At 27.3% G+C, this 7,937-nt stretch carries 8 protein-coding genes; all 8 read left to right on the top strand.

Annotated elements, in window-relative coordinates; translation table 11 throughout:
- The coding region (locus BG261_RS05785) for an LPXTG cell wall anchor domain-containing protein (protein WP_143603369.1) at positions 1–306 on the top strand (306 nt) is incomplete at its 5' end.
- Between the two features lie 520 nt (positions 307–826).
- A complete protein-coding gene (locus BG261_RS11260) occupies positions 827–1,120 on the top strand; it encodes an LbetaH domain-containing protein (RefSeq protein ID WP_083318285.1) in 294 nt (97 codons plus the stop codon).
- A 506-nt stretch (positions 1,121–1,626) separates the two neighbouring features.
- Entirely contained in the window at positions 1,627–3,303 is a 1,677-nt protein-coding gene (locus BG261_RS05795) for a hypothetical protein (protein WP_070792207.1), read from the top strand.
- Between the two features lies 1 nt (position 3,304).
- Positions 3,305–3,556, top strand: a complete 252-nt coding sequence (locus tag BG261_RS05800; protein ID WP_099098642.1) for a hypothetical protein — start codon at positions 3,305–3,307, stop codon at positions 3,554–3,556.
- A 21-nt stretch (positions 3,557–3,577) separates the two neighbouring features.
- Positions 3,578–3,958, top strand: a complete 381-nt coding sequence (locus BG261_RS05805) for an HAD family hydrolase (RefSeq protein WP_070792208.1) — start codon at positions 3,578–3,580, stop codon at positions 3,956–3,958.
- On the top strand, positions 3,949–5,592 hold the full coding sequence (locus BG261_RS05810; protein ID WP_070792209.1) for a hypothetical protein: 1,644 nt from the start codon (positions 3,949–3,951) through the stop codon (positions 5,590–5,592). The genes BG261_RS05805 and BG261_RS05810 overlap by 10 nt, the downstream gene beginning before the upstream one ends.
- Positions 5,589–6,308, top strand: coding sequence for a sugar phosphate nucleotidyltransferase (locus BG261_RS05815; RefSeq protein WP_070792210.1), 720 nt, complete (start codon positions 5,589–5,591; stop codon positions 6,306–6,308). The genes BG261_RS05810 and BG261_RS05815 overlap by 4 nt, the downstream gene beginning before the upstream one ends.
- A 17-nt stretch (positions 6,309–6,325) precedes the next feature.
- Positions 6,326–7,937 (top strand): hypothetical protein (locus BG261_RS05820; protein ID WP_075201843.1); only part of this gene is annotated, 1,612 nt, incomplete at its 3' end.

Consider the following 7,937-nt stretch of genomic DNA (forward strand, 5'->3'; position numbering starts at 1 on the left):
TCAGACTCAGATAGCGACAGCGACAGCGATTCAGACTCAGATAGCGACAGCGATTCAGACTCAGATAGCGATAGCGACTCAGATCATGGTAACCACGGACACAATGGACACGACAAAGATCCAAATGGTGGAAAAGGAAATCATGGAACTGGAAGTCATGGAACAGGAACAATCAATAAAGGCAAAGGTTCATTACCTAAGACAGGTGAAGAAAATGGACAAGCAGCTGGCATTATCGGCGTAGGCTTAGCTGGTCTTGCAGGATTGTTCGGATTCAAGAGAAAGAAAAGAGAAGATGAAGAGTAAGATATAGTCTTTTAATTACTTTCAAATCTTGACATAAAATAAAAAGAACTCTAAATTTAGAGATATGAGTATAATTCTCATAAATCTATTTAGGGTTCTTTTTTTGTTGTTTACATTTTCTAAACAAATATTATCCATTAATAGTACAAAACAAAGTTATTTATGATCTGTATTACAAGTTAAAGGTAGGATGTTATGAAAGAAATAAGAGAAACAATTTTTTTCAAAGAGATATTAATTATCAAATTGATTACAATAGGAAAATTATTAAATATACTCCTGATACAAAACAAACATTATTAGATAAAAGTGTATATACAAGTTTCAGCACCGCCTATGATAGACTAAGATTAAATTTAGATAATTTAGAAATGAATTTAAAGGCTGTAATTGAACCATATACAACTTTTGCTCAAAGCAATCATTTATATACTATGGGTTCGTTTTCATATTCTAGAAGTAATTTACCTACAAATACTATAGTTGCTAGGTACTCGTCTATTGCAACAAATTTAAAATATTGGGTAGAAATCACCCTTTATCAAGATTTACTACTTCAAACATAACATATGAATTTAATAATAGGCCAAGAGATCAATTCAATATTGATAATTCTTCTAATTTCAATCCAATACCAGATGATAATTATAAAAAACTCCCTTTAATCATTGGAAATGATGTATGGATTGGTCAAGATGTATCTTTTGTATCAAGTGTTATAACGGTTGTTGGTGGTGCTGTGGTTGCTGCAGGAGCTATTGTTACAAAGAATGTTCCACCTATGCTGTTGTTGGAGGTATACCTGCAAAAATAATTAAGTATAGATTTGACAAGGATATAATTGATCAATTAATGGAATCAAAATGGTGGAGATTTGCTCCAAATCAATTTTCTGATGTCAATGCTAATGATGATATAGAGTATTGACATCAGAAAAAATAAGGAAAATATATGTTGAACCGTACTCACCAGAAGTTTTAAAAGTTTATGATTTTTAACAAAAAAATCTCTTATTTATATAATTTTTCTATTAAATAAACTTTATATGTATTTTCTTGCATTATGATAAATTATCTAGTGCTGGTTTTAAATTGTATTTTTATTACAAAACGTTTAATAGTATTTAATTTTAGTTTGTTTTTGTAGAGTTAAGTTTATAATGTATAATAATCTAACACAAACCCCACTAATGGGTAGTTGAATTCATTTTTTAAATTTAAATTCAGTCATAAAACTTATTATTATTTGATTAGAAATATCACAATATGTGATATAATAGTTATTATAGTAAAATAAAAAAATATTAGATTTGAGGTACGTATGGTATTAATTAATGCAAGTGTATTAGACGAAATTCAAAATTTATTTATAGAAAAAAATACTGAAGATAATTCGATTGTTGTTGTCAGTTATTGTGATACAAATGAAAGAGCAATAGTGAAAGAATTCTATTTAGGAAATCTAAAAAGAAACTGGATAAAGGTTGAACAGTTTATTAGGAAATTACCTTCTAGATATACAAATATAAGATTGGATCTAGTGACTAATGAGAATAAAGTTAGCTACGATGAATTACAAAATATTTTAAAAGATGTACCAAGAAACAATTATGAAGAATTTGGCTTTAGAACATCGGGAAATAAAAAAAGACTTTTCATTAAAGAAGAAATAGTAGCCAATGCATTGTTTGTTCCTGATGATAATCATCGTGTCGGAGTTAATAACCCAAACTTAGATTTAGATGAACATAATATCTTGGGATACACAAAAAGAAAATATGGAAAAAGGGATGACTCAATCTCATATTTTAAAAAAGAAGATATATATATTTTCAATACTTATGCTGTATATTATGATGGAAATAATTTTTATGAGCTTGAGGATTATGGAAATGGAAACCAAGTAAGAGAAATTAATGAAGAAAATTTTCCTAATGAACTTTATGATGTCATATTAAAGGGTACTAAATATCTTGATAATCAATTACTTGAAAACGGAAAATTTGTATATGGTTACTTCCCTGCTTATGGCAGAACTTTATCTGCCTATAATACTGTTAGACATTTTTCTTCATTATACGCTCTCGCAGAATCTGTAGAACATTTTCCAAATGAAAAAGTATTGAAAGATGTAAAACTTGGACTGGACTGGGGACTTGAAAATTTAGTTGATACAAAAGAAGATGGAAGTATTTTTGTAAAAGAGCAATTGAAAGATGGTGTAGAGTATAAGTTAGGTGCTCAAGCTATGATAATATTAGCACTTGCAAAATATTCTCAAATTTCTAATGATAATTTTTATTTTGAAAAAATGAAGCAATTTATTAAATCAATAGAAAAACATTTTATTGGTACTGATAATAAAACAATACATGTGTTAAAAGAGAACCTGTCTATTAAAGAGAAGTTCCGCATTGTTTATTATGATGGTGAAGCTTTATTTGCTACCTTGAGAGCATACGAACTTATGAAGGATGAGGAAATTTTTGAGTTTTGTAAGAAATTAATGGACTCATTTGTAGAAAATCATTATGAAAAATATCATGATCATTGGCTTAGCTACGCTGTAAATGAATTTCTTAAATTTGAACAAGATGTTGAATACTACAAGTTTGGTGTAAGAAATGCGATGGATAATTTAGAATTTATACAAAAAAGAGATTCTGCTTATCCAACAATGTTAGAATTACTTTGTGCAGCAAATAAGATGATGGACAAACTTGAATCTTTTGACAAAAGAGATGAAGTCTTTGCTACTGAAGATGAATATTTACGAGCTAAGAAAAAGATTCGTGATGTTACAGATTACAGAGCGTTTCATGAAATCACTTCTGGTGTTATGCTGCCTGAGTTTGCTATGTTCTTTAAATACCCTTCTGTAATTGAAAATGGCTTTTATTGTCGACATGATAGATTCCGCATGAGAATTGATGATGCTGAGCATTTCTTGTCTGGTTTAATAAATTACTTATTAATATTTAAGAAAGGAATGATATAAATTGAAGCCTCTTGGATTAATTAAATATTCAATAGTTTTAGTTAGATTAATATTAGTATTAATTGCTTTTATAAGCGTAGTAGTAGGAATTATAAGATATAGAAAAAAAATCGAAGAGGAGGAAGACTTATCAAATTATTCAAAAGATGAGAATGGATTATATCCATGGGAGTCTGATACGGATGATTCACCTTCACGCATTTCTGATGATGCAAAACGTTATGTTAATGTGATACAAAAAAAGAAAAAATAATTTTATTTTAAAGGAGAACTTATGAAAGCAATTGTAATGGATATTGATAACACAATTTGCGAAAAAAAGGGTACAAAAAACTATATTGATTTGGAACCATATTCTGAAGTTGTTGAAATGATGCGTCAATATAAGTCTAAAGGTTATCAGATAATACTCCAAACCGCTCGACAAATGAATACTCATAAGAAAAATATTGGAAAAATAAATATTGACACCCTACCCACTATAATAGAATGGTTGAATAAATGGGATATTCCTTATGATGAATTATATGTTGGAAAACCATGGTGTGGGAAAACGGGATTTTATGTTGATGACAGAGCTATAAGGCCAAGTGAATTTCTTAATTTAACAGAGAATGAAATTTTAGAGAAAATTGAGGGTGAACCATGGAAATAGCTCTAATTCTAAATACGAAAAAGATATCCTCAGATATGAGCAACCGTTTTGGGGAAATCTATCCTCTTGATTTACCATTCAAAAATACAAATATTAAGAATTACTTATTAGAACAATATAGCACGAGATCAAGTATATTTATCGCTAATGAATCTTCTGAAAATCACGAATTAGATATTATTAATCATAAATTATATAATGAAGTACTTTTGTCTTATAAAAAAAGTGATAGTATTTTAGAAGTAATTTACCAATCACTGAGTAGAATAATTAATATCTGTGAAGGAAATTTTTCTTTTGTTGTTAATTTTGGAGACACTATCATTGATGACTTACCTCAAAGAACTTTAAATGATTATATAATTGTCGGAAAAAGAGATAAATATGCACCATGGACAAGCGTAGTTAAAGACAAAAATAAATTGATTTTTATCGATAAGGAATCAATTTCTGCTGATAAGAATGAAAATTTAGTTGCAGGGGTTTTCAAATTTTCAGATGCATACTTGCTTTTGAATATTATTGAAAAATATAGAAACGATAATAATAATATTAATCACCATTCTTTTTACGATATTATTGAGAAATATAACAGTTTCATACCTATGAGCTTAGTTAATACGACTAATTGGTGGGATTTTGGTCACGAATATGAATATCTTGAGACAAAAAAAATTGTTAAAGCGAGATATTTTAATGAAATTGATATTGATACCAAAAGAGGTATCTTGACAAAAAGAAGTAAGGATGTTGAAAAATTTATTGGAGAGATTTTATGGTATATAAAAATTCCAAATGAATTACAATATATGATTCCTAGGATATATACTTATTCTATTGATTCTCAAGCACCATTTGTGAGTATGGAATATTATCCATATGAAACTTTGCATAATTTGTACATATTTGGTAGATTAGAATTAAATGAATGGAAAAAAATAATTTCAAAATTGTTTTTTGTCAAAGATGAGATGAGTATAGCAAGTCCTAAAAATATTAAGTTGTCTGTAAATGATTTAAAATCAATTTACATAGATAAAACTATGGCTCGTCATAAAAAATTAATGGAAAATGATTATTTTAAAAAATTTTTAAATGAAGACGTTATAATAAATGAGATAGTCTATCCTTCGTTAAATGAAATTATTAAAGATTTATCTTCGAAATTTGAACAGTTTGGAATCTTAGAAAATAGAGAGGCAAAGATAATTCATGGAGATTATTGTATAAGTAATATTCTTTATGATGTTGATAGTCAACTTATTAAACTAATAGATCCTAGAGGCAAATTTGGGACATATGATATATATGGAGATGAGTTATATGATATAGCAAAAATACTACATAGTTTTGATGGTTCATATGACCATATAATTAATGATGATTTTACTATAACTGAAATTGAAGATAATGGCTTTAATTATTCCATAAACAAGTCAGAACTTCAAAATCAAATAACTAATTTATTAATTGATAAAATTTCTGAAAGATATAATTTAGACCAAGTCAGATTGATTGAAGGCACACTCTTTTTAAGTATGATTCCGCTTCATGCAGACTATCCTGAGAGACAAAAAATAATGTATGGTCAGGCAATGAAATTATTGTCACCATACTATAGGGAGGGAAAATGAAAGTTATTATAACAATGGCTGGACAAGGAAGTCGCTTTAAAAAAGTTGGTTATAAATGTCCAAAACATGAAATTCAAGTCGGGGGTAAATCACTATTTAATTGGTCCATAAGTTCTTTGTCAGATTTTTTTGATGAAACTTTTTACTTTATAGTAAGGAAAAATAATTACTCTTCAGCATATTTAAGAAAAGAAATAAATAGTTTAGGTATTAAAGATTACAAAATATTTGTACTTGAAGAGATGACTGATGGTCAAGCAGATACTGTGATGAAAGTTATGACTAATATTGATGATGATGAGGGTGTTTTGATTTACAATATTGATACTCATATTGATCCTAAAAATGTTTTGAAATCTGAAATTGTTTCAAATGATGGTTCAGTTATGCTTTTTGATGCTAAGGGTTCTCATTGGTCTTTTGCAAAAATTGATGATGATGAAAATAAAATTATTGAAATGGCAGAAAAAATTCCGATTTCTAGTTTAGGTTCTGTTGGTTTATATTATTTTGATAAAGCTAGTGATTATATCAAAGCATTCAATGAATCAAGTAACGATATAAAACAAAAATATGGTGAAATTTACATAGCACCCTTATATAATAATTTAATTGATAGCAATAAAATTATTAAACCCGTAATTATCAGTTCACAATATTTTATTCCACTAGGTACGCCAGAAGAGTTGGAAAACTTTAAAACTAATCTTGGTTAGAAAAAGAAGGAGTATGCATGAAAACATGGTGTGTTGTTTGTGGTGCCATAAGAGATGAGCTTGAACTTATTCTTGTACTGAAAAAGTTAGTGAAGATGAGAGATCACGGTGTAATCGAAGGTATTATTTTGAGTACATGGAGTAATGACATAGATAAATTCAATTCACTTAGAGATAAAATAATCGCACAGAATATTAAGATAATAGAAATTGATTCAATTGAAAATAGAGTTGAAATAAATAGAACAAATTCAATCAATTATATGCGTCAAGCTATGCAATTTCAGGCAGCATTAGATATTTTACCAAATGACGTGTTCATCTTAAAATGTAGGACAGATAGAGCTTTGGAGCATTTAAATAAAATTGAAAAGTATATAAATAATGATCCAAATAAAATTGATTATAAAGATAATATTATTGATATTAATGTTAATATCCCTAAAATTTTTGATTATCCAATAACCATATTAAACCCAAAAACACAGAGAATTCTTCATTTCAGTGACTTCGTTTTTTGGGGACATATATCTGATGTTAGGAAATTATTAAATTTTGATATATCAGAGCTATTTTTAAATAGGGATTTAGTTGCAAATACTCAGTGGTTTGTATATCCTTTTCTCAAAAATTTTCCTATAATAAGAGATTATTTTAGAATAATAAATTTTAGACCATTAATTTCTTCAATGAATGATTACTTAAATAATAGTCATGAAATTATGCCCCTACCAAACTTTTTCTATAGAGTTTATGGTACATATTTGTTAATACTTAATAAATATTTTAGGGTTATAAATAATTTGAATACAACTATAGATAGTGATTCAAATAAATTTCACTTTTCACATTTATTTCATTCAAATGAAGCAAGTGGTACAAAATACACAAAATTAGGTGTTCTTTTGCAAAATGATTCAGTTATTGAAGGATTTTTAAATATAAATGCTTCTTCCGATGATAGTATGGATTTATTATTTCTTAATAATATTATGTCTGAAAAATTATTTGATCCAATTACAAATGATGAATTTAAAGAATTAAAGGAATTTAGAGATAAAAAAATTTGGTTTGATAATAATCACTGGATTAGAGAAAAAAACTGGAATGAAAAAATTTTTAACCAAGAAAATATAAGTGATCAAAGCCTTCTTGACTATAGGTTTGAAGACCTTAGTGAAGAAGAAAATAAAGAATTAATGGTTAACTTAGAATCTGCAAATAATATAGATAAATATTTATTTCATTATTGGTTAAATAATGAAATGCTGGGTTTGAAATCTGCAGAACAAATGATTTTTCCTTATTCTAGAACTCGTAATCGTGAACCACTTATTTTTATGTCAAGACTTATGAGATTAGATAAGGCTAAGAATATTGAAGAAATAAAAAGTTTAATAAGAGTTGTTTATGACGTAAACAAAAAAAGAGATGATATTTTAATAAAAGATTGTCTTTTAATGATAAATTTAATTTTAACTGAAATAGATAATTTTTCGTCGTTTTACGATAATAATTTTTCTATTGAAATATTTAAGCGATACTTTGATGAAGATATTGTATCTAATATTTTCAATAATAAATATTGTAAAGAAGACTTAATAAAATTTTTAAATGATTTATCAGTTG

Origin of the sequence: Floricoccus tropicus (assembly GCF_001832905.1) — a bacterium.
Lineage (GTDB): Bacteria > Bacillota > Bacilli > Lactobacillales > Streptococcaceae > Floricoccus > Floricoccus tropicus.

Coding starts and splice junctions, on each gene's coding strand:
- BG261_RS05795 (WP_070792207.1), top strand. CDS start 1,627: ATGGTATTAATTAATGCAAGTGTATTAGACGAAATTCAAAATTTATTT.
- BG261_RS05805 (WP_070792208.1), top strand. CDS start 3,578: ATGAAAGCAATTGTAATGGATATTGATAACACAATTTGCGAAAAAAAG.
- BG261_RS05810 (WP_070792209.1), top strand. CDS start 3,949: ATGGAAATAGCTCTAATTCTAAATACGAAAAAGATATCCTCAGATATG.
- BG261_RS05815 (WP_070792210.1), top strand. CDS start 5,589: ATGAAAGTTATTATAACAATGGCTGGACAAGGAAGTCGCTTTAAAAAA.